The sequence below is a fragment of the Rhodopseudomonas palustris genome (assembly GCF_003031265.1).
Lineage (GTDB): Bacteria > Pseudomonadota > Alphaproteobacteria > Rhizobiales > Xanthobacteraceae > Rhodopseudomonas > Rhodopseudomonas palustris_H.
This window is the reverse complement of sequence record NZ_CP019966.1, coordinates 1,349,913-1,373,206: the sequence shown is the minus strand read 5'-3', so window position 1 is coordinate 1,373,206 and position 23,294 is coordinate 1,349,913. Positions and strand designations below refer to the sequence as shown.

The following is a 23,294-nucleotide window of genomic DNA, read 5'->3' as shown; positions in this document are numbered from 1 at the left end:
AGGCCCCTCTCCCCTTGTGGGAGAGCGGAAGAGCTCAGCTGACGATCTCGAAGCCGCCGTCGCGGAAGACGTAGACGGCGCCCTGCTGGATCGGGCCTTCCAGCGCCTCGCGCGGGGTTTTCAGGCCGAGCGCGACGAACAGGGTGCGGCCGGTGCCGACGTGGCCGACCGCGACGGTGTCCCGCGTCAGCGACGCAACCCAGTCGGTGATGAACGGCAGCCGCTGGGCGTAGCTCTCGCCGCGCAGCGGCGCGACGTTCCAGCGGTCGGCATGGCGCGCGGCATACAGCGCCGGATCGGACTGCTCCATGTCCTGCAGGGTGAAGCCTTCCCAGGCGCCGTAGGTGATCTCGCGCAGCCGGTCGTCGACCGTGTAGTCCTGCGCCGGCAGACCCAGCGCACCGCGCACCAGCTCCACGGTGACCCGGGCGCGGCCGAGCGGGCTGGCGCGATAGTCCAGCTCCGCCGGCTGCTGGCCGTTCCGTGCGAGCAGACCGCCGAGCACGCCGCCGGCCGAAGCCGCCTGCCCCCGCCCCTTGTCGTTCAGCGGAATGTCGCGCGTGCCCTGATATCGCCCGGTGGCGTTCCAGTCGGTCTCGCCGTGGCGGATGAAGTAGATGGTGGGCATGAATGCCGATCAGCCTCAGCGTCATTGCGAGGAGCGAAGCGACGAAGCAATCCAGCAGCCACATGATCTGGGCCCTGGATTGCTTCGCTTCGCTCGCAATGACGGGACAAATGCAATGCGCGAAAGCACGCGCATGACGATCTCTTCGGCCTAGTCCTTCCCGCCGAGCGAGATGTCCGGCGCGTCGGGGTTTTTCATGCCGACGACATGGTAGCCGGAATCGACGTGGTGGACTTCGCCGGTGACGCCGCGCGACAGGTCGGACAGGAAGTACAGCGCGCTGTCGCCGACCTCTTCGATCGTCACCGTCCGGCGCAGCGGCGCGTTGTATTCGTTCCACTTCAGGATGTAGCGGAAGTCACCGATGCCGGACGCCGCCAGCGTCTTGATCGGGCCGGCGGAGATCGCGTTGACGCGAATGTTCTTCTCGCCGAGGTCGGCAGCGAGATAGCGCACGCTGGCCTCGAGCGCCGCCTTGGCGACACCCATCACGTTGTAATGCGGCATCCACTTCTCGGCGCCGTAATAGGTCAGGGTGATGATCGAGCCGCCGTCCGTCATCAGCTTCTCGGCGCGCTGCGCGATCGCGGTCAGCGAGTAGCACGAGATCAGCATCGACTTGGAGAAGTTCTCCGGCGAAGTGTCGACATAACGGCCGTCGAGCTCGTCCTTGTCGGCGAACGCGATGGCGTGGACCACGAAGTCGATCTTGCCCCACTTCTCCTTCACCACGTCGAACACCGCATCGATGGTGGCGCCGTCGGTGACGTCGCAGTGCCCGAGAACGAGGCCGCCGAGCTCGGCGGCAAGCGGTTCGACCCGCTTCTTCAGCGCGTCACCCTGATAGGTCAGCGCGATCTCGGCGCCCTGGGCGCGGCAGGCTTTCGCGATGCCGTAAGCAATCGAACGGTTGTTGGCGACGCCGAGAATAACGCCGCGTTTGCCTTGCATCAGGCCGGAAGCTGTCGACATGGACTATCCTATCGTCTTGCAATCGGCCTTCGACCTACACCAGCGGCCCGGCCGGGTACAGCCCCATGTCCCCGTGCAAATTCAACCATTTGGGCAAGGCTGGGCTGCTCCGCGCGGCATCGATCGGCGCCGCGCAGAACGGCTCTCGGCAATTAGTTGGAAAATCGTGCGCTATTCGAAATCGCGCAGCATTTTCAATGCGTGCTAACCGCGCGATCCCATTTTCGACATCGATTATCGCCAATCGGAACACCGACGTGCCGCAGAATCGCACCGGCCACTCAGCATCGTGTGAGTCGCGTCCGATCCGCCGGTCGACGCAAGCGGCCTCGGGCGGGGTTGCGCGCTGATCCCCCGCACCGAGGCCGCACCTGCGTCAGGGCCGGCCGATCGCGGCCTTAGCCGAGATCGGTCCGCGGATTGTAAGGGTGGTCGTCCCGCCACTTCTGCATCAGCTTCTCCAGCTCGGCATCGTGGCCGTCGGGCAGGATGATGCGGGTGGTTACGAACAGATCGCCGGTCGCGCCGCCTTTCGGCAGTCCCTTGCCCTTGAGCCGGAAGATCCGGCCGCTGGACGTATTTTTCGGGATCGACAGCTCGATCGCTCCCGTCAGCGTCGGCACCCGGACCTTGGCGCCGAGCACCGCTTCATACAGCGTCAGCGGCAGCTCGAGCTTCAGATCGTTGCCGTCGACCTTGAAGTAAGGATGCGGGGCGATGTTCACGGTGATCAGCAGGTCGCCGGCGCGGTGACCGGGCGCGCTTTCGCCCTGCCCCTTCAGCCGGATCTGCTGACCGGCGCCGACGCCGGCCGGAATCTTGACGTTGAGCTCTTTCCCGGTCGGCAGCCGCACCCGCTTTTCGGTGCCGCGCGTCGCCTCTTCGAGCGTCACCGTCATCGACACCGACTGATCGAGGTCGGGTGCGAAGCCGGTGTCGAAGTCGAAGCCTTGGGTGCGACCACGCGCACCCGCGCCGCGCGCGCCAGCCGCGCCGCCGAACATCGAATTCAAGATGTCCTCGAAGCCGGCCGCGCCGCCGAACCCGCCACCGGGGGCTCCGCCGCCGCTGCGGAAGGAATATTGCTCGAACCCGCCGGCGCCGCCCGCACGGCCACCGCCGCCAGGGAAACCCTGGAAGCGCGGCTTGCCTTCGGCATCGATCTCGCCGCGGTCGTATTGCTTGCGCTTGGTCTCGTCGCCGAGGATTTCGTTGGCGGAATTGATTTCAGCGAAACGCGCGGCGGCTTTGGGATCGTTTTTGTTGCTGTCGGGGTGATGCTTCTTCGCCAGCTTGCGATAGGCGCTTTTGATCGCCGCAGCGCTGGCGTCCCGCTGCACCCCCAGGACCTCATAGGGGTCGCGCATCCGTCTCGTCTCCTTCAGGAATTTCAACTGTGGGCGAACGCCCGTCGCCAGTCATCTGGGGGTTTCATGTCTTTTTTGCAACCGGAATCGGCCCGGTGGCGCGCGCAATTCGATCGGAATCAGCTCTTGCGCCACGGCCGCAGCGAGCGGATTTCCCAATGCCCCTGCGAGGTTCGGCACGCTGCGCCCTGCATCCAGCTCTCGGTCCGCTCTTTCACATAGGAGGCGAGAAAGTCGCGGCAGGTGCGGCCTTCGTTGCTGTAGGCCGCGGCCAGAGGCGTCACCGAGCCGCGCGCACCGGTGGTCGGGTTTTCCCACGGCTGGCTGGAATCCTTGTCGCCCTTGGTCAGCACATCGGATGCCGCAATCCGCGCCAGCGCCATATCGGCGTCGGTCGGGCCTTCCTCGCGGGCGGGCAGCACAGCACCGATCGAGCCGGTGAAGTCGCTGCTGTCCATCTGGGCGAAGGCGCCGTCGCGGCTATTCATGCCGCAGCCACCGAGCGAGGCGCCGATTAGAATCGCTATCATCGCTGGCGCGCCTTGCGCGATGGCCGATAGGCCATTGCGTTGCCGTGCCCTATATAGGTTGGACCTATACAGGACCCGCAGCGCGTTCCGGACCGCGGTGAAGCACAAGTCGGATTCCCTCGCATGAGCGACCCCTCGATCAGACCACAGAGTGAGTTAACGCCCGGTGATTTCACCGCGGCAGAGAATCCGTTTGCGCTGTTCGCTGAATGGCTTGCGGAAGCCAACAAATCCGAGCCCAACGATCCGAACGCGATGGCGCTGGCGACGGTCGATCCGGACGGCCTGCCCGACGTGCGCATGGTTCTAATGAAGGGCTATGACGAGCACGGCTTCGTGTTCTACAGCCACATCGCCAGTCAGAAGGGCCGCGAACTGGCCGCCAACCCGAAAGCCGCGCTGCTGTTTCACTGGAAATCGCTGCGCCGGCAGATTCGGATTCGCGGCACCGTGACCCCGGTGACCGACACCGAGGCCGATGCCTATTTCGCCACCCGGCCGAAGCAGGCGCAGATCGGCGCCTGGGCGAGCAAGCAGTCGCAGCCGCTGGAAAGCCGGTTCGCGTTCGAGCAGGCGATCGCCAAGGTGGCGGCGCGCCATCTGGTCGGCGACGTTCCGCGGCCGCCCGGCTGGAGCGGCTGGCGGATCACGCCGTCCCGAATCGAGTTCTGGCACGACCGCCCGTTCCGCCTGCACGACCGCATCGAATTCCGCCGGGACACCCCGGATCACCCCTGGACCAAGACAAGGCTGTATCCATGAGCCCCGACTCCCAAAAGCCGCGCCCGCCCGAGAGCAACGCGCCGCGCCGGACCATGCTCCTGACCGGCGCCAGTCGCGGCATCGGCCATGCCACGGTGATCCGTTTCTCCAGCGCGGGCTGGCGAGTGATCACTTGCTCCCGGCATCCGTTTCCGGAGCAGTGCCCGTGGGGCGCCGGCCCCGAAGACCACATCCAGGTCGACCTCGGCGACCGCGCCGACACCCTGCGGGCGATCGACGAGATCCGGGAGCGGCTCGATGGCGGCGCCCTGCATGCGCTGGTCAACAATGCCGCGATCTCGCCGAAGGCTCCCGGCGGTGCCCGGCTCGGCTCGATCGACACCGAACTCGACACCTGGGAGCACGTGTTCCGGGTCAATTTCTTCGCGCCGATCATGATGGCGCGCGGCTTGATCGAGGAACTGAAGGCGGTGAAGGGCTCGGTGGTGAACGTCACCTCGATCGCCGGATCGCGCGTGCATCCATTCGCTGGCGCAGCTTACGCGACCTCGAAGGCGGCGCTCGCAGCGCTGACCCGGGAAATGGCAGCGGATTTCGGCCCGGTCGGCGTGCGGGTGAACTCGATCGCGCCCGGCGAGATCGACACCTCGATCCTGTCGCCCGGCACCGAGAAGATCGTCGAGGAGCAGATTCCGATGCGCCGGCTCGGCACCCCGGATGAGGTCGCCAAGATCATCTACGTGCTGTGCACCGAGACCTCGTCCTACGTGAACGGCGCCGAGATCCACATCAACGGCGGCCAGCACGTCTGACCCTCAGACGGCGGCAAAGCCCGCTCTCTTCCCTCCCGAAAGACCAACGCCCCGCTTCCGATGATCGGAAACGGGGCGCTGCAGACGATCGCATCGAATGGGTGCGTGCGGCGTGGCGCTTGGCGGCCACGCCGGTCGTCGTCAAATCAGTCGGCGCGGAACACGCGCGTCGGTCGTCGGCGGGCCGGCGATTGCAGGGCAATGCCGGCACTCGAGCAATCATCCTCCAACTCGTCATCGAGCAGCGCCGCGCCGCAATGCCTGCACCGACGGCCTTCGGCCCCGGCGCCGCGCAGGCCGATCGGCTTGGCGCGGTAGCTGTCGAGGTCGACGACGTTTCGGAGATCCGGGTTTACGACTTTTTCAACCATGCTGTCCTCGTGGCGTATGCCGACGTTATCGCAGCAAACTGATCTGCCAAGTCTTCAGCCGAAAGCTCAAATTTTACCGGGCTGCAGCCGTCAGGAGAGATGCTTTCCAAAGAACTGCATCGCTCGCGACCACGCGAGTTCCGCCGCTTCGCGGTCGTGCACCGCCGCACGCTGCTCGTTGACGAAGGCGTGGTCGGCCTCATAGCGGAAGAACTCGGCCTGCTTGCCGGCGGCCTTCAATCCGGCCTCGAACGCATCCACCACCTGCGGGGTGCACCAATCGTCGCGGTTGGCGAAATGGCCTTGCATCGGCACCCGCACCTCGGACGGCTTGGCCGCCTGCTCCGGCGGAATGCCGTAGAACACCACCGCCGCGCTCAGTTCCGGGATCTTACAGGCGCCGATCACCGTCACGGCGCCGCCGAGGCAGAAGCCGGTCAGGCCGACCTTGGCGCCGTTGCGCGAGAGGTAGTTCACAGCGCCGCGCACCGTCTGGGTGGTGGCGTCCATGAAGTCGAGCGAGCTCATCTCTTTATTGGCCGCATCCGTGTCGTGATACGGAACCACCGTGCCGTTGTAGAGGTCCGGCGCGAGCGCATCGAAGCCGGCCAGCGCGAGGCGGTCGGTCAGTCCCTTGATCTGCTCGGACAGCCCCCACCATTCCTGGATCACCACCACGCCCGGCGCTTTGCCGCTGGCAGCGTTGGCGAGATAGCCGCTCGCTTCCTTGCCGTCCGGACGTTTGAAAGTGATCAGCGTGCCCATGGATCCTCCGCGCGGGTTACATGCAATTGCTTTTGATTATTTTGTCCGGAGCAGTCGCCGGATGCAATCGCTACTCATCGGCAAACGCCGGAATGCAGACAACAAAAAAGCCCCCGAAGGGGCTTTCCTGTCTCGTTGTGTTGGCTCGTTCGCCGCTTAGTGGACGTTCGACCACACCTTGCGCTTCACGAAGTACAGCAGGCTGGAAAGGATGACCAAGAAGATCATCACCTGCAGACCGAGGCGCTTGCGGGCCTCCATGTGCGGCTCGGAAGCCCACACCAGGAACGTCGAGACGTCCTTGGCGTACTGCTCGAGCGTTTCCGGCGTGCCGTCGTCGTAGCTCACCATGCCGGCCTGGATCGGCGGCGGCATCTTGATCGAATGGCCCGGATACCACTTGTTGTAGAACGAGCCGTCCGGGAGACTGAAGCCTTCCGGCGGGGTGTCTTCGTAGCCCTGCAGCAGCGCGGCGATGTAGTTCGGGCCCTGCTCCTGGAACTGGGTGAAGAAGTCGAAGATGAACTGCGGGAAGCCACGCGGATAGGTGCGCGCCTTGGCCAGCAGCGACATGTCCGGCGGAGCCGCACCACCGTTGGCCGCACGGGCAGCCTGCTCGTTCGGGAACGGCGAGTGGAAGGTGTCGGCGAGCCGACCGGGACGCTCGAACATCTCACCCTGATCGTTCGGACCGTCCTTGATCTGCGCAGCGGCCGCGATCTCCTTGGCCTGCTCCACGGTGAAGCCCGGACCACCCGGCTCGGCGAGGTTGCGATACTGCAACAGCTTCAGCGAGTGGCAGTTGGAGCAGACTTCCTTGTAGATCTTGAAGCCACGCTGCAGCTGGGCGCGATCGTAGGTGCCGAACGGACCTGCGAAGCTCCACTGCAGCGACGGCGGGTTCTCGCCACCTTCGTTGGCCTTGGCCGGCTGCACGCCGCCGACCATCAGGCCGCCTGCGAACAGCACCGCCACCAGGCCGGCAACGGCCTTGGCGACCTTGCCCTTGTTGAGCACGTCTTCGGCGATCGAGTTCGGCAGCGGCAGAGTCTTTTCCATACGACCCAGCACCGGGAGCACGATCAGGAAGTAGGCGAAGTAGAAGAAGGTGAACACCTGACCGAGCGTGGTGTAGATGCCTTCCGCCGGCTTCGAGCCGAGCCAGCCCAGCACCAGGCAGGTCACCACGAAGGCCCAGAAGAAGCGCTTGGCCATCGGGCGATAGCGCGACGAGCGCACCTTGCAGCTGTCGAGCCAGGGCAGGAACAGCAGCACGATGATCGCACCGAACATCGCGATGACGCCCATCAGCTTGTTCGGGATCGAACGCAGGATCGCGTAGAACGGCAGGTAGTACCATTCCGGCACGATGTGCGGCGGGGTCACGCCCGGGTTGGCCGGAACGTAATTCTCCGCATCGCCGAGGTAGTTCGGCATGTAGAAGATGAACCAGGAGTAGAACACCAGGAAGCACGACATGCCGAACACGTCCTTGAGGGTCGCGTAAGGCGTGAACGGAACGGTGTCCTTCTCGGTCTTCGGCTCGACGCCGGCCGGGTTGTTCTGGCCGGTGACGTGCAGCGCCCAGACGTGCAGCACGACCACGCCGGCGATCACGAACGGCAGCAGGTAGTGCAGCGAGAAGAAGCGATTCAGGGTCGGGTTGCCGACCGAATAGCCGCCCCACAGCAGCGTCACGATGCTGTCGCCGACGACCGGGAACGCCGAGAACAGGTTGGTGATCACGGTGGCGCCCCAGAAGCTCATCTGGCCCCACGGCAGCACGTAACCCATGAAGCCGGTCGCCATCATCAGCAGGTAGATGATGACGCCGAGAATCCACAACACTTCGCGCGGCGCCTTGTACGAACCGTAGTACAGGCCGCGGAGCATGTGGACGTAGACGGCGATGAAGAACATCGACGCGCCGGCGGCGTGCATGTTGCGCAGCAGCCAGCCGTAGTTGACGTCGCGGACGATCCGCTCGACCGAGTCGAAGGCGAGATCGACGTGCGGGGTGTAGTGCATCGCCAGCACGATGCCGGTGACGATCTGCACCGCCAGCATCATCGACAGGATGGCGCCGAACGTCCACCAGTAGTTGAGGTTACGCGGCGTCGGGTAGGCGATGAAAGAGGAATGAACGAGGCCCGCGATCGGCAGGCGCTGCTCCAGCCACTTCATCAAGGGGCTTTGTGGCTGATAGGTCGAGGGTCCGCTCATGATGCGATCCTAGTAAGCATTGGTACGGCGCACGGGAACGTCAGCCGATCTGGACTTTGGTGTCGGAGACGAATTGGTAGGGGGGAATCGGCAGGTTGAGCGGCGCCGGCCCCTGGCGGATACGACCGGAGCTGTCGTACTGCGAACCATGGCACGGGCAGAAGAACCCGTCGTATTTGCCCTCGTGCGCGATCGGAATGCAGCCCAGGTGGGTGCAGATGCCGACCACGACCAGCCAGTTCTCGTGGCCTTCCTTGGTCCGCGCCTGATCGGTCTGCGGATCCTTGAGGTCGGACAGCGGCGTGTTGCGCGCTTCTTCGACCTGCTTCTTGGTGCGGTTCATGATGTAGATCGGCTGACCGCGCCAGAACACCTTGATGTCCTGACCTTCAGCGATCGGGGTCAGATCGACTTCGATCGGCGCGCCGGCAGCGATGGTCGACGCGTCGGGGTTCATCTGCGAGATGAACGGCCACACCGCGGCCGCCGCACCGACGGCGGCAACCGCGCCGGTTGCGATATAGAGAAAATCACGGCGTGTCGGTTCCGCCGAAGCCTCTGTCGTCACGATCCAAAGCCCTTTCATCTCTGCGACCGGCACAGCGCTCTCGGCAAAGCTTGCGAGACGATTGCCCGGGGAGGTCGCGAGATCGGCGGCCTTCAACATGCCCCGGGCCGCTTGTCATGGCCGGTCGGGTAGAACAGACAGTCCAGAATCGTTCTATTGGCACCCTTGCCGGTAGAGCGCAAGCCCGCGAACGGCTAATTGGCGCGCCTCGATCGATTCCAAGATGTGCCATGACACACGGCACGTTATCGTTCAGTTGATAGGGAGCATTACGGGATGCGGATCGCGCTGTTTCAACCCGACATCCCACAGAACACCGGCACTATTCTTCGGTTTTGCGCCTGTTTGAACGTGGAAGCGCACATCATCGAGCCGGCCGGCTTTCCGACCTCCGATCGGCATTTCCGCCGCTCCGGGATGGACTACCTGGATCAGGTGAGCATAGTCCGGCACGATTCCTGGCTAAAATTCGAGCAATGGCGGAAAAACGCGGGTTGCCGGCTGATTTTACTTACGACCAAAGGTGAAAGGCCTTATTTCGAACAGCGTTACCAAGCGACTGACGTACTGATGCTCGGCCGGGAAAGTGCCGGGGTGCCGGACGAGGTCGCTGCCGCCGCCGATGCCAGGGTGGTAATTCCTATGCAGCCCGGCCTGCGCTCGCTGAACGTCGCGATGGCGGCGGCGATGGTGACCGGCGAGGCGCTGCGGCAAGTCCAATTCGCACAGTGAGGACCGACGCGGGTGAGCTACGCGGTTAAGGAGATATTTCTAACCCTGCAGGGCGAAGGCGCCCATGCGGGCCGTGCAGCGGTGTTCTGCCGTTTCGCCGGATGTAATCTGTGGACGGGCCGCGAGCAGGACCGCGATCAGGCGACCTGCAAATTCTGCGATACGGACTTCATCGGCACCGACGGCACGCTCGGCGGCCGCTACGCCAGCGCCGAGCTGCTCGCCGACACCATCAGCGATCAGTGGGTCGGCGAGATGCGCGATCGCTACGTGGTGATCACCGGCGGCGAACCGCTGCTGCAGCTCGACGGCGAACTGATCGCCGCACTGCACGCGCGCGGCTTCGCGATCGGCGTCGAGACCAACGGCACCATCGAGCCGCCGGCCGGCATCGACTGGCTCTGCGTCAGTCCAAAGGCCGGTGCCGAGCTGCGCATCCGCCGCGGCGATGAGTTGAAGTTGGTGTATCCGCAGCCGGATGCGATGCCGGAAGACTTTGCGGCGCTCGAATTCGAGCGGTTTTCGCTGCAACCGATGGACGGCCCGGACCGCGACGACAACACCACGCGGGCGATCGCTTACTGCCTGAAGCATCCGCAATGGCGGCTCAGCCTGCAGACTCACAAGATCACCGGCATCAGGTAGCTCGCGCCGGCGTGATCCGGCTGTCATGACGAATCGCTAGGCTCCTATGCGAGGTCAACAACCGAGCAGGAGCCGACCATGGACTTGAAACCGGGCGATATCGTCATGCTGAAATCCGGCGGCCAGGCGATGACGGTGGCGGAAGCCAACGACGACACCGCCACCTGCCTGTGGATGGGTGAAGACGGCGACCTGTTCCGCGAGACCCTGCCGCTTGCCGTGCTGGATTCCATCGCCGTCGAAGTCGACGATGATGAGGACGAAGACGACGATCTCGACGACGACGAGCAGACCAAGGTCGCCTGAACGAGCAGGCTGTCTTCGCCATCACTGACGCGGCCGCAGATCACCAAGCGGCCGCGAATTTTCAGGACCAGCTCAACGCTTAGCGTTACGTCGCTCCGGCGTGTTCGTGCCTGCTGATCGCCGCTTCCGTTACAGCAGATGATCGCGCGCGAATCTTGCTGCGGTCTGATCCGCGATGGTGCGGAGCGCGGCCGGGTCGAGCGGGAAATCGGCCGCCAGCCAGGCATCTTCGGCCAGCGTCAGCACGTGGCCGAGCGCGGGCCCCGCGGCGAAGCCGCGCGCGAGAAAATCAGCAGCCTTCAGCGGGAATGTCGGCGCCTGCCAGCGCTGCGGCAGCGCGATCAGTTGGCGCCACGGCGCCGGATCGGCCCCGAGGCCGGCGCGGGCCCAGGCCAGCATCATGCGATCGTGAAACCGCGCTTCGCCGAGCCGATATAGCCGGCGCCGCGCGGTCGCTTCGTCCATCCCGGCAAGACGCCACCAGCGATGCCCCATCGAGTCGAGCCGCTTGGCTTCGACGTTGGAGAGCCGCAGCCGCGATGCCAGCCGCTTGGCATCCTCAGTGACGGCGACCGCCAGCGCACCGAGCCGCCGCACCGCATCGGGTTCAAGACCAAGGTCGCGTTCGGCGGCGATCATCGCCGCGAAGGCGCCGAGATAGGCGACACCGCCGAGCACCGCGAGCAGCAGCCCGCCATCGGCCATCGCCACCACCGAAGCCTCCGCGCCGTCGGCGATCATCAGCTTCAACATCTCCATCCGCAGCCGTTCCGCCGACAGCGTCGCAAGCCCGCTGCGGCCGCGGATGCAGGCGAGATACGCCTCGCGGTCCGGCGCCCCGGCGCCATAGGCGGCGTGGATGCGGAAGAACCGCAGGATGCGTAAGTAATCCTCGGCGATGCGCTGATCCGGATCGCCGATGAAGCGCACCCGCCGCGTCGCGATGTCAGCGAGTCCGCCGACATAGTCGTGCACGGTGCCGTCGGCCGACATCGACAGCGCGTTGATGGTGAAGTCGCGGCGCTGCGCGTCGCGGTCCCAATCGCGGCCGAACGCCACCTTGGCCTTGCGGCCGAAGGTCTCGACGTCCTCGCGCAGCGTGGTGATTTCGAAGCCGTGCCCGTCGAGCACCAGCGTTACGGTGCCATGCTCGATCCCGGTCGGCACCGCTTTGATACCGCTCGCCTTGGCACGGCGGACCACTTCATCCGGAACCGCGGTGGTGGCGATGTCGACATCGCCGATCGGCTCGCCCAGCAATGCGTTGCGGACGGCGCCGCCGACCACCCGCGCCTCTTCGCCGTCGCCGTTCAGCAGCGCGAGTACCCGCGCCGCCGGTCCCGTGTGCAGCCACGGCGCATCGCTGCGCACCGGCACGTCGGTCATTTCTCCACCCCAGGCACCAGCCTGCCGTTCTCCATATGCGCCGGAACGTAAGTCGATCCCGGCGGTGCGCCCGAATAGTGCACAAGCAGCAGCAAGCTCAAGATCACCAGCACCAGGGCCGTTGCCACCAGCCATCCGACCACGCGAAGCGGCCAGGATGAATGATGCAGCATTGCCGACCGGGTGGCGATCAGGAAGACCGCGTAGAGCACGAAAGGTATGAGGAAAATTCCGACCTCAGTGAGCACCACGCGGATCATGGCAGGCAGACCCGTTCATACAGCGCGCGCAGGATGCCGGCCGTCGCGCCCCAGATGTAGCGCTCGGCGAACGGCATCGCGTAGTAGGACCGCTGCGCGCCGCGGAATTCCTTGCTGTGCAATTGATGATTGCCGGGGTCCATCAGGAACGCCAGCGGCACTTCGAAGGCGTCGTCGACTTCGGATTTGTTGATGGTGAGTTCGAATCCCGGCCGCACCCGCGCCACCGTCGGCAAAATCCGGAAACCGAAACTGGTGCCATAGACGTCGAGATAGCCGATCGGCTCGACATAGGAGCGATCGAGCCCGATCTCTTCCTCGGCCTCGCGCAAGGCGGCATCGAGCGGCGAATTGTCGGTGGCGTCGATCTTGCCACCGGGAAACGCGATCTGGCCGGCATGATCGTTGAGATGCGCGGCCCGCATCGTCAGCAGCACGGTCGGCTCGGCGTGCTCGACCACCGGAATCAGCACCGCGGCGGGACGGATCGGCCGTTCCTGCGCGATGGTGCGCAGCATCTGATCGTTGCCCTGATCGCCGGTGGCGGGAATCACCCCGGCGTCGGTGAGCGCCGCAGGCACGTCGAACCGCAGCCGGCGCTGGGCCCGATCGAAGAATTCCGCCGAACTGATGCTACCGCTGGCAGACTGCGTTCCCGTCATCGGTCCGGTCAATGCGCTTCCCTCATCAGCTCGGCATCGGCCATGGCGAAGAACGCGCCGCCGGACGCAATGCCGAACATCGGGTGACCATCGACCACTCGCTCCTCGCCGATGTCAACCAGATCGTAATACACCGCCCGCGTCACCTTGGCCCACAGATCGGCGCGCACGTGAAGGTACGGTGTCACTCCGCCATCTTCGGCGACCTCGAACCTTAGGCGGTGGTCGGCGTCACACGTCACCCAATCGTCGACATTGGTGCGGAAGCGCAGCAGCGCTCCGCGCTCGTCCGTGTCCTTGACCATTTCGACGGCCAGAAACGGCGCATCGTCGACCTTGATGCCGACCTTCTCGACCGGCGTCACCAGGAAGTGTTTGTCGCCCTCGCGCTTCAGAATGGTCGAGAACAGCCGCACCAAGGCGGGACGACCGATCGGCGTGCCGAGATAGAACCAGGTTCCGTCCGAAGCGATGCGCATGTCGAGATCGCCGCAGAACGGCGGGTTCCAAAGATGCACGGGCGGCAAGCCCTTGCCCTTGGCGGCGCTCGCCGCAGCCTCGCGCGCGGCCTCGGTGAGGCCGTCGAGATTGTGCGGTGAACTCTGCCCTTGCTTCGCCATTGTTTACCCTGACCCTCGATTTCCAACCCGGCACCCGAGCTGCCCTGTTTCGCCACGCGCGGCTTGTTTTAACTCTCCACAACGTGATCCGCGCCAATCCCGCGATGCTCATAATGTGGGGAAAGATTTGGTGAATGAAACCAGGGCCTTCGCTGTCTCGCGGCGAACAGCCTAACATGCTCCCGGTGAAAACAACCGGCCCGGCGGCGGCCGGTGTGGACAGGAGAGACGATATGGCCGGCGCAGACAGTGTCGAGAAGCTCGAAGACGTCATCGTCCGCTCGGCCGAGCAGGTCGCCGGCGAAGTGCGCGCTGCCAAGGAAGCAATCTCGACCGTGATCTTCGGCCAGGACCGCGTGGTCGAAAATACGCTGGTGACGATTCTGTCCGGCGGCCACGCGCTGCTGATCGGCGTCCCCGGCCTCGCCAAGACCAAGCTGGTGGAAACCCTGGGTGTGACGCTCGGGCTCGATGCCAAGCGCGTGCAGTTCACGCCCGACCTGATGCCGTCCGACATCCTCGGCGCTGAAGTGCTCGACGAGACCGCGGCGGGCAAGCGCTCGTTCCGCTTCATCGCCGGACCAGTTTTCGCGCAACTGTTGATGGCCGACGAAATCAACCGCGCCAGCCCGCGTACCCAGTCGGCACTGCTGCAGGCGATGCAGGAGCAGCACATCACCGTTGCGGGCGCCCGGCACGATCTGCCGAAGCCGTTTCATGTGCTCGCCACGCAGAACCCGCTGGAGCAGGAAGGCACCTACCCGCTGCCGGAAGCCCAGCTCGACCGCTTCTTGATGGAGATCGACGTCGACTATCCGGATCGCGACGCCGAGCGCCGCATCCTGTTCGACACCACCGGCGCCGAGCAGGCGGCGCCGCGCGCAACGATGAGCGGCGAAACGCTGCTGGCGGCACAGCGGCTGGTGCGGCGGCTCCCGGTCGGCGACTCGGTCGTTGAAGCGATCCTGTCGCTGGTGCGCTCGGCACGCCCCGGCCCCGACGCCGGCGACCTCGGCAAGCTGATTGCCTGGGGCCCCGGCCCGCGCGCCAGCCAGTCGCTGATGATGGCGGTGCGCGCCCGCGCGCTGCTCGACGGCCGGCTGGCACCTTCGATCGACGACGTGCTCGACCTCGCCGAACCGATCCTGAAGCATCGTATGGCGCTGACGTTCTCGGCCCGCGCCGAAGGCCGCACCATTCCGGACGTGATCCAGAAGCTCAAGAGCCGGATCGGCTGATGGCGCAGGCCGACGAGCATCGCACCCAGGAGACGCTGGCGGTTCGCCGCGCGGACGGAGAAAGCCGTTCGCTCGCCGCGTCGTTGCCGCGCCTGATGCTCGAGGCCCGCAAGATCGCCAACAACGTCACACATGGTCTGCATGGCCGCCGCCGCGCCGGCGCCGGCGAGAATTTCTGGCAGTATCGCCGCTTCGTCTCCGGCGAGCCGGCGCAAAATGTCGATTGGCGACGCTCGGCGCGCGACGATCATCTCTATGTCCGCGAACTGGAGTGGGAAGCTGCGCACACCGTCTGGCTGTGGCCGGATCGCTCGCTGTCGATGGCCTTCGCCTCCAAAACCGCGCGCGACAGCAAGCTCGAGCGCGGCCTGATCGTCGCGTTCGCGCTGGCCGATCTGCTGGTCGCCGGCGGCGAACGGGTTGGCATTCCCGGCCTGATGAACCCGACCTCGAGTAACAACGTCATCGACAAGATGGCACAGGCGATCCTGCACGACACCTCAACGCGCAGCAGCCTGCCGCCGTCATTCGTGCCGTCGTCGCGGGCCGAGATCGTGGTGCTGTCCGACTTCTGGTCGCCGGTCGGTGAGATCCGGCAAATGCTCGCCGGCCTGTCGGCTTCCGGTACGCACGGCACGCTGGTGCAGATCGTCGATCCGGCGGAAGAGAGCTTTCCCTATGCCGGCCGGGTCGAATTCGTCGAGCCCGAAGGTGGCGGTGCGATCACCGCCGGCCGCGCGGAGAAATGGGCCAGCGACTACGTCGCTCTGGTCGCCGCGCATCGTGACGCGATCCGCGCCGAGACCTCCAAGCTCGATTGGCTGTTCTCGACCCACACCACCTCGCGCTCGGCCGCCGAGCTGCTGTTATTCCTGCACGCCGGCATGACCACCGCCAAGGATGCCGGCGGCAAAGCAGGACGTGGCGCATGATCGGCGCCCTCCCCCTTTCGTTTGCACAGCCGCTGCTGCTGATCGGTCTGCTGGCGCTGCCGGCGCTGTGGTGGCTGCTGCGTGTGATGCCGCCGCGGCCGCGCCGCGTGGATTTCCCGCCGACCCGGCTGCTGCTCGACATCGCCCCGAAGGAAGAGACGCCGTCGCGGACGCCGTGGTGGCTGACTGCACTGCGCATGCTCGCGGCCGCGCTGGTGATCGTCGCGCTTGCCGGCCCAATCTGGAATCCGCAGACCGCTGCCGGCGGCAGTCAGGCGCCGCTGCTGATCCTGCTTGATGACGGCTGGAGCGCAGCGTCGAGCTGGGAGGCGCGGATCAAGGCCGCCGACGAACTGATCGCCGAAGCCGACAGCGCCCGCCGCGCGGTGGCGCTGGCGCCGCTGTCGGAGACAGCGCGCGATCCGGCCCTGATGCCGGCCGGCACCGCACGAGTCTCGCTGCGTCAGCTCGCGCCCAAGCCCTATGCGGTCGAGCGGGTCGAGGCGCTGCCCGGCATCGAGCGTTTCCTGAAGACCGCCGGTGATGCCGAACTGGTGTGGCTGACGGACGGTGTCGACACCGGCCGCGGCAATGATTTCGTCGCCGGGCTGAACAAGCTGGTCCAGAACCGCAGCCTCACCATCGTCGAAGGCGGCGCGCCGCCGGCCCATGCATTGGCGGCTGCCGAAAACGCCGCGGCGAAGATGACCGTGAAAGTGCTGCGCGCCAACAGCGGCGGCGTCGATGCCGGCGTCGTCCGCGCGCTCGATGCCAAGAGCGCGCCGATCGGCGAAGCCCGCTTCAGCCTTGCGCCCGGCGCCACCGAGACCGAAGCGGCATTCGACCTGCCGGTCGAACTGCGCAACGACATCGCCCGGCTGGAAATCGCCGGCGAGCGCTCCACCGGCGCCGTTCAGCTACTCGACAAGCGCTGGCGCCGCCGCGCGGTCGGGATCGTGTCAGGCGCGAGCGCCGACACGGCGCAGCCGCTGCTGGCGGCGACGTTCTATCTCGCCCGTGCGCTGTCGCCGTTCGCCGATCTGCGCCAGGGCGAACGCGCCGCGCCGCAGCAGGTGATCGCGCAATTCCTCGACCAGAAGCTGCCGATGATCGTGCTCGCCGATGTCGGCGCGCTGTCACCCGAAATCCGCCAGCGGCTCGATGCCTGGATCGAACAGGGCGGCGTGCTGGTGCGGTTTGCCGGCCCTCGTCTCGCCCGTCAGGACGAGGACGATCTGGTGCCGGTGAAGCTTCGCAAAGGCGGCCGCAGCCTCGGCGGCAGCCTGACATGGGAGAAGCCACAGCAGCTCGCTGCGTTCTCCGGCGACGGCCCATTCGCCGGGCTCGCGGTGCCGAGCGACGTCACCGTCAATCGCCAGGTTCTGGCCGAGCCGGACGCGACCCTGCCCGGCAAGAGCTGGGCGTCGCTCGCCGACGGCACGCCGCTGGTCACCGGCGAGCATCGCGGCAAAGGGCTGGTGACGCTGTTCCACGTCAGCGCCGACATGCGCTGGTCGAACCTGCCGATGTCCGGCACCTTCGTCGAGATGCTGCGCCGGCTGGTCGACATGTCCGGTTACACCTCGACGCCCGGCGCCGGCGTTGCGGCCGATCCGAATGCCGCCGAGACGGTGTCGCCGCTGCGCACGCTCGACGGCTTCGGCGCGTTCGGCCCGCCGCCGGCCTCCGCCAAGCCGATCCCGGCTGATTACCGGGAGCGCGGCAGCGCCGAGCATCCGCCCGGCTTCTATGGTCCCGCCGACGGACCGATCGCCGTCAATGCGCTGGCCGCTGCTGACCGGATTGCGCCGCTGGATACGTCGGCGATCAACGCCCGCCGCGCCGCCTACAGCAACGCCGAACCGCGCGATCTGCGCGGCATGCTGCTGGCCTCGTCGCTCGGCCTGTTCCTGCTCGACGCGCTGATCGTCGCCGTGCTCGGCGGCGGCCTCGCCGCGCTGCTGATGCGCCGCCGCCGCGCCGCGACCGCCGCGCTGGCGCTGATCATCGCACTGCCACTGGCGTCGATGCCGCTGCCGCTGCGCGCGCAAGGCGCCAAGGACGACTTTGCCATCAAGGCGACCGCACAGACTCACCTCGCTTATGTGATCACCGGCAACGCCGACGTCGACGCCATCGTCAAAGCCGGAATGAGCGGACTGACGTTGTTCCTGGCGCAGCGCACCGCACTCGAAGCCGGCGAGCCGGTCGGCGTCGATCCGGCGCGCGACGAGCTGTCGTTCTTCCCGCTGATCTACTGGCCGATCGTCGCCGGCGGGCCTAAGCCGCCGCAGGACGCTCTCAACAAGATCGACGCCTACATGAAGCAGGGCGGCACCGTGATCTTCGACACCCGCGACGCGATCGAAGCGCCGCCGGATCCGAACGGCGCATCGCAGACCCCCGGCATGATCACACTGCGCGACGTGCTGTCGTCGCTCGACGTGCCGGAGCTGGAGCCGGTGCCGCGCGAGCACGTGCTGACCAAGACGTTCTATCTCCTGCGCGACTTCCCCGGCCGCTTCACCGCCGGCCAGACCTGGGTCGAGGCGCTGCCGCGCGAGACCGACGATGACGACACCACCCGCCCGGCGCGCGGCGGCGACGGCGTGTCGCCGATCATCATCACCTCCAACGATCTCGCCGGCGCCTGGGCGATGCGGCCCGACGGCCAGCCGATGCTGCCGCTGACACCGGGCGAGCCGCGCCAGCGCGAATTCGCCTTCCGCGCCGGCGTCAACATCGTGATGTACACCCTGACCGGCAACTACAAAGCCGACCAGGTCCACGCGCCGGCGCTGATCGAGCGGCTGGGGCAATAGTTAGCTCATCCTTCGAGACGCCCGGCTTCGCCGGGCTCCTCAGGATGAGGGAGAGGTCTCGCTTGAGGCGGGACGACGAAACGAGGACCTCATGGTGAGGAGCATCGCGCAGCGATGCGTCTCGAACCATGAGCGACGAGGAGAACGCATTGCACTACGGCATCGCCTTTGCGCCTCTTGTTCCGACCGCAGTGCTGTGGGTCGCGATTGCCGCCGTGGCGATCATCGCACTCGTGCTGCTGATTGGGCGCTCGCGGGGCGCGTGGGTGCGGATCGCGGCGCTTGCGCTGATCGTGCTGGCGCTGGCCAATCCGTCGTTCACCCGCGAGGAGCGCGAGCCGCTGTCCTCGGTCGCCGCCGTGGTGGTCGACAAGAGCCCGAGTCAGAATTTCGGCAAGCGCACCGAAGAAGCCGAGCAGGCCAAGGAAGCGCTGGTCGATCGGCTGAAGCAGATCAAGGGCCTGGAGGTTCGCGTTGTCGAAGCCGGCCAGGCGGATGGCGAGACCGACGGCACCAAGCTGTTCGGCGCGGTGACTTCGGCGCTGTCCGACGTGCCGACCGACCGCGTCGCCGGCGCGTTCCTGATCACCGACGGCCGCGTCCACGATATCCCGGCGAACGCTCAGGCACTTGGCTTCCAGGCGCCGGTGCAGGCGCTGATCACCGGCCGCAAGGACGAGCGCGACCGCCGCATCGCCATCCTGGCGGCGCCGCGGTTCGGCATCGTCGGCCAGACCCAGACCATCACCTACCGGCTCGACGACCAGGGCATCACCGGCGACCGTGCCCGCGTCGTGGTGCGGCGCGACGGCGAAGTGCTGAACCAGCGCACCGTGCTCAGCGGCCAGACCGTCAACGTCGATGTCGAGATCAAGCATGCCGGCCAGAACATCGTCGAGATCGAAGCCTCGCCGGTCGAGAACGAGCTGACGCTGGTCAACAACCGCGCCGTGGTGTCGATCGACGGCGTCCGCGACAAGCTGCGGGTGCTGCTGGTGTCCGGCGAGCCGCATTCCGGCGAGCGCACCTGGCGCAATTTGCTCAAATCCGACGCCAGCGTCGATCTCGTGCACTTCACCATCCTGCGGCCGCCGGAGAAGCAGGACGGCACGCCGATCAACGAATTGTCGCTGATCGCCTTCCCGACCCGCGAGCTGTTCCAGCAGAAGATCAACGAGTTTCAACTGATCATCTTCGACCGCTACGCCCGCCAGGGCGTGCTGCCGATGGCGTATTTCGACAACATCTCGCGCTACGTGAAGAACGGCGGTGCGGTGCTGGTGTCGGCCGGGCCGGACTACGCGTCGACTACCTCGATCTGGCGTACGCCGCTCGACACGCTGCTGCCGGCCGAGCCGGTCGGCGTCACCGAAAAGCCGTATCACGCGCGGCTGTCGGACGCCGGCAAGCGCCATCCGGTGACGCGCGGCCTCGAAGGCTCGGCGTCCGAGCCGCCGCATTGGAGCCGGTTCTTCCGCACGGTCGACACCCGCAACGCGACTGCTGCCCCGCTGATGACCGGCGCCGACAACATGCCGCTACTGCTGCTGTCGCATTTCGGCGAGGGCCGGGTCGCGCTGCTGCTCTCTGACCACATCTGGCTGTGGGCGCGCGGCTACGAGGGCGGCGGACCGCATCTCGATCTGCTGCGGCGGATGTCGCACTGGCTGATGAAGCAGCCGGACCTCGATGAAGAAGCGCTGCGGCTGAAGGCCGAGGGCAAGAACCTCGAAGTGCTGCGGCAGACCATGGGTGACAGCGTGCCGCCCGTGACCGTCACCTCGCCTTCCGGCAAGACCCGCGAACTCACGCTCGCGGCGGGCGATCCCGGCACCTGGCGGGCGACACTGCCGGCCGACGAGCTCGGGCTGTGGTCGGCGACCGATGGCACGCTCAAAGCGCTGATCAATGTCGGGCCGGTCAACCCGAAGGAATTTGCAGAGGTCACCTCGACCACCGAGACGCTGCGGCCGCTGGCGCAGGCCACCGGCGGCGACGCCCGCCGGATCGCCGAGAACGGCAGCGTCGAGCTGCCGCGGATCGTGCCGGTGACCTCGGCGACGATTTTCCGCGGCGACGGCTGGCTCGGCGTGCGAATGCGCGATGCCAGCGTCGTCACCGGCGTCGGCGTGCTGCCGGTGTTCACCGGCCTGATCGGCTTGCTGTTGCTGCTCGGCGCGTTCGCGGCGACCTGGCTGCGCGAAGGCCGCTGATCAACTCTCGAAGAAGCGAAGTCGAGCTGCGCTTACCAGCGCAGCTCGCGGGTCAGTGCCAGCGGCGGGTGGCCGAACAGTTCGGTCACCGCAGCGGTGTCGAGCCGATCGATGCCCTCGAATGCGTCGGCATGGATGCCGCGGGTGACGAACAAGAGATCGATGCCGTAGCCCTGCGCGCCGGCCAGATCAGTCCGCACCGAGTCGCCGATCGCCAGCACCCGCTGCGCCGGCGTGTCGGTCCCGCGGATCTGTCGGGCGAGCGCCATCGCGCGATCATAGATCGGCCGGTGCGGCTTGCCGTAGAAGATCACCTCGCCGCCGAGCTCGCGATACAACTCGGCGATCGCGCCGGCGCAGTAGATCAGCCGGTCGCCGCGCTCGACCACGATGTCCGGATTGGCGCAGACCAGCGTCAGCTTGCGCTCCAGCGCCTGCCCCATCATCTCGCGATAGTCTTCGGCCGACTCGGTCTCGTCGTCGAACGGGCCGGTGCAGATGATGTAGTCGGCCTTGTCGAGCGGCGTCAGCACCGCGTCGAGGCCGCGATAGATCGAGTTGTCGCGATCCGGCCCGAGCCAGTAGATCGACTGGCCGGGATGTTCGGCCACGTAGATCCGGGTGAGATCGCCCGACGACACGATCGCGTCGTAGCAATCGTCCGGCACGTCGAGCTTGCGCAGCTGGCGCTGCACCGAATCCGCCGGCCGTGGCGCGTTGGTGATCAGCACCACGGTGCGGCCCTGGTCACGCGCGGTCTTGAGCGCCGCGCAGGCGTCCGGGAACGACTCCAGGCCGTTATGCACCACGCCCCAGATGTCGCTGAGCACGACATCGACCGAGCCGACGAGCTCGTGCAGATGCTCGACGAAACGCAGCTTCGTCATCGGCTGAAACGATCAGAACGGGCCGGCGGCGCGGCGAACCAGTGCGGCATTGCCGGTGACGCGTGCCGGCTCGATGCGAGCGAGCGGGCTCTGCGGTAGCTTGCCTGGATCAAGATTGATGTCCTGCTGGGCCGGGGCGTTGGAAGCCGGCGCGGCCGCGTTGGTGGCGGTCTCTGGCCGCAGCGGACGGGGCGCTGCGAACAAGAACCCCTGCCCAAACCGCACATCGTAGTCAAGCAGGTCGACCACGGCGCGTTCCCCCTCGATCCGCTCGGCGACCAGATCGATGCCGAACCGGCCGAGCAGATCGGACAGATCCACCGGGTGGATGTCGGCGGACGCCGTGTCATGCGCGGCGAGCAGCAGCGCCGCCGGCACCTTGATGAAGCGGACGCCGCGATCGGCCAGCTCGCGCGGCTCGAACCGCAGATCGGTGACATGGTCGATCGAGAACCGGTAGCCGCGCTGCGCCAGCGCCGCGAGGTGTTCGGTTTCGATCGGACCGAGGCCGCGCAGGGTGCTCTGCTTGAATTCGAGGATCAGCGACGGCGCCAGCGCGCGGTTGGCTTCGAGGAAGTCGAGGCACTGGGCGAAGGCGGCGGTGTCGGCCAGCGTCGCGCCGGCGATGTTGACGAACAGCCCGACGTCCTTGTTGCGCACCAGCAGGCGCCGGACCACCTGCACGGCGCGCAGCAGGATCGCGTTGTCGATCCGTCCCATCAACCCGGCTGTCTCGGCGATCGGCAAATAGGTTTCGGCAGGGATCGCCTGATCGGCGGTGTCGCGCAGCCGCGTCACCACCTCGTAGGCCCGCACCTTGCGCTGCGGCAGCGAGACCATCGGCTGTAGATAGAGATCGAAACGACCGCCCTCGACCGCGCTCGCCACCGCCTCCGCCATGTTGGGACCGGTAGGAGCTGAAACGACGGCGGGCGGCGGGACCACAGCCGGGACTGAGGCGGCGTCCGGCACCAGAGTCGTGGGAGCGGTAGCGGCCGGCGCCGGCGCGGGGGGAGCTGCGGGACTCGGCGTTTCGGGCTGAAGCGCCGAAACGGGCGCCGCAGCGGCAGCCGCCGGTACGGCCGCGGATGGGATCACGGGCGGAGCCAGAGCAGCCGGAGCCGGCGCTGCGATGGACTCGGGGCGGACCTCGCTGCGGGCGGCGGAGGTCAGAAGGTCTTCGTGGGCGGCGACCGAGGCAGCCAGCTGCTGCACCAGGGTACCAAGTTCGGTGATTTCGTCGGAGACGTGCTGGACCCGGTCCTGCTGGGAGGACTGGGCGGAAACCAGCTTGGCCTCGACCACCGCCAGCCGCCGGCCGAATTCGCCGACCTGGCGGGCGAGATCGGCGGTGCCGCGCGACAGGTCGGCGATCTGATCGCCGGCCTCGGCGCGGTCGCGCATCCGCATCGAAACCGCCTGGTACAGCACGAACAATGTCAGGGCGGTCAGGCCGACCAGCGACGCCTGGGCGAAGTTAAACCCGGCGACCGCATACACCACCATGCCGAGCGAGGTGGCGATCAGCACCATGCAGACGGCGATGAAAATGGTCGAGATGCGGATCATTTAAGCCGGTGGTTGCCTGCCGATCCGCCATCTTTGTCGATTCGGCGGACGAGTCCACTGGAT

General features: G+C 66.6%; 23 protein-coding genes. 9 read left to right on the top strand and 14 right to left on the bottom strand.

Annotated elements, in window-relative coordinates; genetic code table 11:
• Positions 1 to 34 precede the first annotated feature (34 nt).
• The 4 genes from RPPS3_RS06430 to RPPS3_RS06415 all read right to left on the bottom strand — a co-directional run bounded on the left by RPPS3_RS06430 (position 35) and on the right by RPPS3_RS06415 (position 3,497).
• A complete protein-coding gene (locus RPPS3_RS06430) occupies positions 35 to 628 on the bottom strand; it encodes a histidine phosphatase family protein (protein WP_107343350.1) in 594 nt (197 codons plus the stop codon).
• 150 nt (positions 629 to 778) lie between these two features.
• A complete protein-coding gene (gene fabI, locus RPPS3_RS06425; protein ID WP_107343349.1) occupies positions 779 to 1,600 on the bottom strand; it encodes an enoyl-ACP reductase FabI in 822 nt (273 codons plus the stop codon).
• Positions 1,601 to 1,998: 398 nt separating this feature from the next.
• Entirely contained in the window at positions 1,999 to 2,967 is a 969-nt protein-coding gene (locus tag RPPS3_RS06420) for a DnaJ C-terminal domain-containing protein (protein WP_107343348.1), read from the bottom strand.
• A 119-nt stretch (positions 2,968 to 3,086) separates the two neighbouring features.
• Entirely contained in the window at positions 3,087 to 3,497 is a 411-nt protein-coding gene (locus tag RPPS3_RS06415; protein WP_107343347.1) for an RT0821/Lpp0805 family surface protein, read from the bottom strand.
• Positions 3,498 to 3,620: 123 nt separating this feature from the next.
• Between RPPS3_RS06415 and pdxH the strand changes: the two genes are divergently transcribed.
• Together pdxH and RPPS3_RS06405 are read left to right on the top strand one after the other, a co-directional pair.
• The gene (gene pdxH / locus RPPS3_RS06410) at positions 3,621 to 4,259 is read left to right on the top strand and encodes a pyridoxamine 5'-phosphate oxidase (RefSeq protein WP_107343346.1); all 639 of its coding nucleotides are present in this window, start codon (positions 3,621 to 3,623) and stop codon (positions 4,257 to 4,259) included.
• Positions 4,256 to 5,032: an SDR family NAD(P)-dependent oxidoreductase gene (locus tag RPPS3_RS06405; protein ID WP_107343345.1), complete on the top strand. Its 777-nt coding sequence runs from the start codon at positions 4,256 to 4,258 to the stop codon at positions 5,030 to 5,032. The genes pdxH and RPPS3_RS06405 overlap by 4 nt, the downstream gene beginning before the upstream one ends.
• A gap of 146 nt (positions 5,033 to 5,178) precedes the next feature.
• On the opposite strand, the gene RPPS3_RS06400 is transcribed toward RPPS3_RS06405, so the two are convergent.
• From RPPS3_RS06400 to petA, 4 genes are all read right to left on the bottom strand, one after another.
• The gene (locus tag RPPS3_RS06400) at positions 5,179 to 5,403 is read right to left on the bottom strand and encodes a hypothetical protein (RefSeq protein WP_107343344.1); all 225 of its coding nucleotides are present in this window, start codon (positions 5,401 to 5,403) and stop codon (positions 5,179 to 5,181) included.
• A gap of 90 nt (positions 5,404 to 5,493) precedes the next feature.
• On the bottom strand, positions 5,494 to 6,168 hold the full coding sequence (locus RPPS3_RS06395) for a dienelactone hydrolase family protein (RefSeq protein ID WP_107343343.1): 675 nt from the start codon (positions 6,166 to 6,168) through the stop codon (positions 5,494 to 5,496).
• A gap of 156 nt (positions 6,169 to 6,324) precedes the next feature.
• The gene (locus RPPS3_RS06390) at positions 6,325 to 8,391 is read right to left on the bottom strand and encodes a cytochrome c1 (RefSeq protein WP_107343342.1); all 2,067 of its coding nucleotides are present in this window, start codon (positions 8,389 to 8,391) and stop codon (positions 6,325 to 6,327) included.
• A 40-nt stretch (positions 8,392 to 8,431) separates the two neighbouring features.
• Positions 8,432 to 8,959: a ubiquinol-cytochrome c reductase iron-sulfur subunit gene (gene petA / locus RPPS3_RS06385; RefSeq protein WP_012494887.1), complete on the bottom strand. Its 528-nt coding sequence runs from the start codon at positions 8,957 to 8,959 to the stop codon at positions 8,432 to 8,434.
• A gap of 276 nt (positions 8,960 to 9,235) precedes the next feature.
• Here petA and RPPS3_RS06380 point away from each other — a divergent pair, with 276 nt between their 5' ends.
• The 3 genes from RPPS3_RS06380 (at position 9,236) to RPPS3_RS06370 (ending at position 10,642) form a co-directional block, all read left to right on the top strand.
• Entirely contained in the window at positions 9,236 to 9,691 is a 456-nt protein-coding gene (locus tag RPPS3_RS06380) for a tRNA (cytidine(34)-2'-O)-methyltransferase (protein WP_107343341.1), read from the top strand.
• Positions 9,692 to 9,703: 12 nt separating this feature from the next.
• Entirely contained in the window at positions 9,704 to 10,336 is a 633-nt protein-coding gene (gene queE / locus RPPS3_RS06375; RefSeq protein WP_107343340.1) for a 7-carboxy-7-deazaguanine synthase, read from the top strand.
• Between the two features lie 78 nt (positions 10,337 to 10,414).
• On the top strand, positions 10,415 to 10,642 hold the full coding sequence (locus RPPS3_RS06370; RefSeq protein ID WP_107343339.1) for a YodC family protein: 228 nt from the start codon (positions 10,415 to 10,417) through the stop codon (positions 10,640 to 10,642).
• A 129-nt stretch (positions 10,643 to 10,771) separates the two neighbouring features.
• Here RPPS3_RS06370 and RPPS3_RS06365 read toward each other — a convergent pair whose 3' ends face one another.
• Genes RPPS3_RS06365 through RPPS3_RS06350 form a run of 4 tightly spaced genes read right to left on the bottom strand, consistent with a single transcriptional unit; the run spans position 10,772 to position 13,570 of the window.
• Positions 10,772 to 12,028 carry a CCA tRNA nucleotidyltransferase gene (locus tag RPPS3_RS06365; RefSeq protein ID WP_107343338.1) on the bottom strand — a complete coding sequence of 419 codons (1,257 nt, stop codon included), beginning with the start codon at positions 12,026 to 12,028 and terminating at the stop codon, positions 10,772 to 10,774.
• A complete protein-coding gene (locus tag RPPS3_RS06360; protein WP_107343337.1) occupies positions 12,025 to 12,288 on the bottom strand; it encodes a DUF6111 family protein in 264 nt (87 codons plus the stop codon). Before RPPS3_RS06360 ends, RPPS3_RS06365 begins: the two co-directional genes overlap by 4 nt.
• A complete protein-coding gene (locus RPPS3_RS06355; RefSeq protein ID WP_199852194.1) occupies positions 12,285 to 12,950 on the bottom strand; it encodes a CoA pyrophosphatase in 666 nt (221 codons plus the stop codon). Before RPPS3_RS06355 ends, RPPS3_RS06360 begins: the two co-directional genes overlap by 4 nt.
• Before the next feature lie 8 nt (positions 12,951 to 12,958).
• Positions 12,959 to 13,570 (bottom strand): DUF1285 domain-containing protein, encoded by a 612-nt coding sequence (locus RPPS3_RS06350; protein ID WP_107343335.1) that lies wholly within the window; start codon positions 13,568 to 13,570, stop codon positions 12,959 to 12,961.
• A 233-nt stretch (positions 13,571 to 13,803) separates the two neighbouring features.
• On the opposite strand from RPPS3_RS06350, the gene RPPS3_RS06345 reads away from it, so the two are divergent.
• The 4 genes from RPPS3_RS06345 to RPPS3_RS06330 all read left to right on the top strand — a co-directional run bounded on the left by RPPS3_RS06345 (position 13,804) and on the right by RPPS3_RS06330 (position 20,775).
• A complete protein-coding gene (locus tag RPPS3_RS06345; RefSeq protein ID WP_012494880.1) occupies positions 13,804 to 14,808 on the top strand; it encodes an AAA family ATPase in 1,005 nt (334 codons plus the stop codon).
• On the top strand, positions 14,808 to 15,740 hold the full coding sequence (locus tag RPPS3_RS06340; protein ID WP_107343334.1) for a DUF58 domain-containing protein: 933 nt from the start codon (positions 14,808 to 14,810) through the stop codon (positions 15,738 to 15,740). Before RPPS3_RS06345 ends, RPPS3_RS06340 begins: the two co-directional genes overlap by 1 nt.
• Positions 15,737 to 18,562, top strand: a complete 2,826-nt coding sequence (locus RPPS3_RS06335; protein WP_107343333.1) for a DUF4159 domain-containing protein — start codon at positions 15,737 to 15,739, stop codon at positions 18,560 to 18,562. Before RPPS3_RS06340 ends, RPPS3_RS06335 begins: the two co-directional genes overlap by 4 nt.
• Before the next feature lie 149 nt (positions 18,563 to 18,711).
• On the top strand, positions 18,712 to 20,775 hold the full coding sequence (locus tag RPPS3_RS06330; RefSeq protein ID WP_107346467.1) for a hypothetical protein: 2,064 nt from the start codon (positions 18,712 to 18,714) through the stop codon (positions 20,773 to 20,775).
• Between the two features lie 32 nt (positions 20,776 to 20,807).
• On the opposite strand, the gene RPPS3_RS06325 is transcribed toward RPPS3_RS06330, so the two are convergent.
• On the bottom strand, positions 20,808 to 21,662 hold the full coding sequence (locus tag RPPS3_RS06325) for a TIGR01459 family HAD-type hydrolase (protein WP_107343332.1): 855 nt from the start codon (positions 21,660 to 21,662) through the stop codon (positions 20,808 to 20,810).
• 12 nt (positions 21,663 to 21,674) lie between these two features.
• Positions 21,675 to 23,231: an EAL domain-containing protein gene (locus RPPS3_RS06320; RefSeq protein ID WP_107343331.1), complete on the bottom strand. Its 1,557-nt coding sequence runs from the start codon at positions 23,229 to 23,231 to the stop codon at positions 21,675 to 21,677.
• Positions 23,232 to 23,294 lie beyond the last annotated feature (63 nt).

What these genes read in the sequence shown, in the direction of transcription:
- RPPS3_RS06430 (WP_107343350.1), bottom strand. Translation starts at nt 628, where the DNA reads ATGCCCACCATCTACTTCATCCGCCACGGCGAGACCGACTGGAACGCC.
- fabI (WP_107343349.1), bottom strand. Translation starts at nt 1,600, where the DNA reads ATGTCGACAGCTTCCGGCCTGATGCAAGGCAAACGCGGCGTTATTCTC.
- RPPS3_RS06420 (WP_107343348.1), bottom strand. Translation starts at nt 2,967, where the DNA reads ATGCGCGACCCCTATGAGGTCCTGGGGGTGCAGCGGGACGCCAGCGCT.
- RPPS3_RS06415 (WP_107343347.1), bottom strand. Translation starts at nt 3,497, where the DNA reads ATGATAGCGATTCTAATCGGCGCCTCGCTCGGTGGCTGCGGCATGAAT.
- pdxH (WP_107343346.1), top strand. Translation starts at nt 3,621, where the DNA reads ATGAGCGACCCCTCGATCAGACCACAGAGTGAGTTAACGCCCGGTGAT.
- RPPS3_RS06405 (WP_107343345.1), top strand. Translation starts at nt 4,256, where the DNA reads ATGAGCCCCGACTCCCAAAAGCCGCGCCCGCCCGAGAGCAACGCGCCG.
- RPPS3_RS06400 (WP_107343344.1), bottom strand. Translation starts at nt 5,403, where the DNA reads ATGGTTGAAAAAGTCGTAAACCCGGATCTCCGAAACGTCGTCGACCTC.
- RPPS3_RS06395 (WP_107343343.1), bottom strand. Translation starts at nt 6,168, where the DNA reads ATGGGCACGCTGATCACTTTCAAACGTCCGGACGGCAAGGAAGCGAGC.
- RPPS3_RS06390 (WP_107343342.1), bottom strand. Translation starts at nt 8,391, where the DNA reads ATGAGCGGACCCTCGACCTATCAGCCACAAAGCCCCTTGATGAAGTGG.
- RPPS3_RS06380 (WP_107343341.1), top strand. Translation starts at nt 9,236, where the DNA reads ATGCGGATCGCGCTGTTTCAACCCGACATCCCACAGAACACCGGCACT.
- RPPS3_RS06370 (WP_107343339.1), top strand. Translation starts at nt 10,415, where the DNA reads ATGGACTTGAAACCGGGCGATATCGTCATGCTGAAATCCGGCGGCCAG.
- RPPS3_RS06365 (WP_107343338.1), bottom strand. Translation starts at nt 12,028, where the DNA reads ATGACCGACGTGCCGGTGCGCAGCGATGCGCCGTGGCTGCACACGGGA.
- RPPS3_RS06360 (WP_107343337.1), bottom strand. Translation starts at nt 12,288, where the DNA reads ATGATCCGCGTGGTGCTCACTGAGGTCGGAATTTTCCTCATACCTTTC.
- RPPS3_RS06355 (WP_199852194.1), bottom strand. Translation starts at nt 12,950, where the DNA reads ATGACGGGAACGCAGTCTGCCAGCGGTAGCATCAGTTCGGCGGAATTC.
- RPPS3_RS06350 (WP_107343335.1), bottom strand. Translation starts at nt 13,570, where the DNA reads ATGGCGAAGCAAGGGCAGAGTTCACCGCACAATCTCGACGGCCTCACC.
- RPPS3_RS06345 (WP_012494880.1), top strand. Translation starts at nt 13,804, where the DNA reads ATGGCCGGCGCAGACAGTGTCGAGAAGCTCGAAGACGTCATCGTCCGC.
- RPPS3_RS06340 (WP_107343334.1), top strand. Translation starts at nt 14,808, where the DNA reads ATGGCGCAGGCCGACGAGCATCGCACCCAGGAGACGCTGGCGGTTCGC.
- RPPS3_RS06335 (WP_107343333.1), top strand. Translation starts at nt 15,737, where the DNA reads ATGATCGGCGCCCTCCCCCTTTCGTTTGCACAGCCGCTGCTGCTGATC.
- RPPS3_RS06325 (WP_107343332.1), bottom strand. Translation starts at nt 21,662, where the DNA reads ATGACGAAGCTGCGTTTCGTCGAGCATCTGCACGAGCTCGTCGGCTCG.
- RPPS3_RS06320 (WP_107343331.1), bottom strand. Translation starts at nt 23,231, where the DNA reads ATGATCCGCATCTCGACCATTTTCATCGCCGTCTGCATGGTGCTGATC.